The following is a 1831-nucleotide window of genomic DNA, read 5'->3' on the forward strand; positions in this document are numbered from 1 at the left end:
TTGCCGCGCGACAGCACGGACACCAGGTCGTTCACGCCGACGGGTCCGTGTCGGTACGCGAACGGCTCGCCGAAGTCGGCGCCGATGCGGTAGCCGTAGGTCCGGGCGCGCGCCTCGACCCACTTGAGGAAGCGGGGGTTCGAGATGTAGGTCTCGGGACCGTCCGGGTCTTGGTCGCTCTGGTAGAACTGGCTCTTGAACGCGAGCAGCGCTTCCATCCGGCGCTCCCACACGCTCGACACGTCGACGACGAACGTCGGGTCGGCGGCGTCGAGGGCCTGGAAGTAGTGGAGCACGTGGTGCGGACGCCAGGGCTCTTGGCCGGTCCCGTCGTCCTCGAAGGTCTGGACCTTGGCGAGCCCGCTGTAGAACAGCGCGTCGACGGAGAGGCGCGTCGCGTCGCCGTGGTCGGGGTGCCGGACCACCTCGGCCGTGGCCAAGACGATGTGCGGCCGGTGCCGACGCACGGCGCGGATCACCTTGAGCTGGTTCTCCTTCGTGTTCTGGATGTCGCCGTCGGGGATGCCGAGGTTCTCTCTCGCCTCGAGGCCCAGGATCTCGGCCGCGGCTGCCGCCTCTTCCATCCGCCCTTCCGGCGTCCCCCGTGTCCCGAGCTCGCCACGCGTAAAGTCGACGATGCCAGTTTTGTAGCCCTGGTCTGCCAGCAGGCACATCGTGCCCCCGGCGCAAAGCTCGACGTCGTCGGGATGGGCGGCGAGGGCGAGGACGTCGAGCGACATTTGTGTGGGTGTTGGGGAAACTGGCATCGAGGTCGGGCCGAGCGTAGAGACGCCCCTCGGGTCGTCTTCGTTCGACCTCGATGCGGCGCCCTCGAGGACGAGTCGACGCCGTCAGCCTCGGGGCCAGACCAACGCGATCGGCCTCGAGGTCGGAACAGACGACCCACGGGGCGTCTCTTCGTGTGCCGATGGGCAGCCTCGAGGGCGGGCCTACAGCACCCGCTCGAAGACCAGCGTCCCGACCGGCGTGCCCGCGAGCGGCGCGTAGTCCACGAGCACGATCGGAGCGCGTTCGTCGCGCGTCGCGTTGGCGGCGGTGTACGTCGAGCCGTCGTCGGTGCCCGCATCGTAGACGACGGCGTCGACCTCGACACGGTCGGCCCAGCCGGTCTCGGTGCGCAGGTCCAGGCCGCTCGTCCCGACGTACCAATCAGGGCTCGGGGCCAGCATCGTGACGACGGTCGCCAGCGGGTGCTGTTCAGAGACCGTGAACGTGGCCGAGCCGGACCCCGGAGACGCGTGGATCGGGTCGCCCTCGACGTAGGCCGCGCTCGAGCCCTGGCTCTCGACGACCGTGCGCATAGCCGACGTGTTGCCGGTCTCGGCCATCGAGCGGACGCCGTCATTGGCCCGCCCGCCGACGCGCCACAACGTGACGTCGTCGGCATGGACGGCGCCCGTCAGGCGCGAAAAGTGTGGGTTCGGCGGGAAGGCGTCGGGGTGCGTCGCGGCGCTCCACGTCGCTTGGAGAGTGACCGTGTATTGGGCCGGAGCCCGCACGATCGGCTCGACCTCAGTGGAGTCGCAGGCAGCGAGGGCGAAAACGGCGAGAGCGAGAAGCGAGGTGCGCATACGGGGCATCGAGGACGGAGCCTAGACGCAGGGTCGGGTCCGTTTCGTACCTCGGGCGTTGAGACCCGATGCGGATCGCCGTCCTCTGCTTGCTCGCCGGGTGCGCCCAACCGTCCGACCTCGAGGCCGAGCACGCGTTCGTCCGCCGATCCGGCGCGGTCACCGACACCCTCGAGGTCGGACGCGTCGACTCGCTGCGGGCGTTCGTGGCCGCGGACGTGATCCGCGGCGCCTTGAGG

At 69.8% G+C, this 1831-nt stretch carries 2 protein-coding genes; both read right to left on the minus strand.

The annotated features are described in order from the left end of the window. On the minus strand, positions 1-740 hold a 740-nt coding region (gene bshB1 / locus WBA11_RS15790; protein ID WP_424521619.1), incomplete at its 3' end, for a bacillithiol biosynthesis deacetylase BshB1. Between the two features lie 210 nt (positions 741-950). Continuing rightward, positions 951-1592 carry a spondin domain-containing protein gene (locus tag WBA11_RS15795; RefSeq protein WP_424521620.1) on the minus strand — a complete coding sequence of 214 codons (642 nt, stop codon included), beginning with the start codon at positions 1590-1592 and terminating at the stop codon, positions 951-953. Between the last annotated feature and the right edge of the window lie 239 nt (positions 1593-1831).

It is taken from the genome of Rubrivirga sp. (assembly GCF_049648075.1).
Lineage (GTDB): Bacteria > Bacteroidota > Rhodothermia > Rhodothermales > Rubricoccaceae > Rubrivirga.

Excerpts from the sequence above, each read along its gene's own strand:
- WBA11_RS15795 (WP_424521620.1), bottom strand. The coding sequence starts at position 1,592 with ATGCGCACCTCGCTTCTCGCTCTCGCCGTTTTCGCCCTCGCTGCCTGC.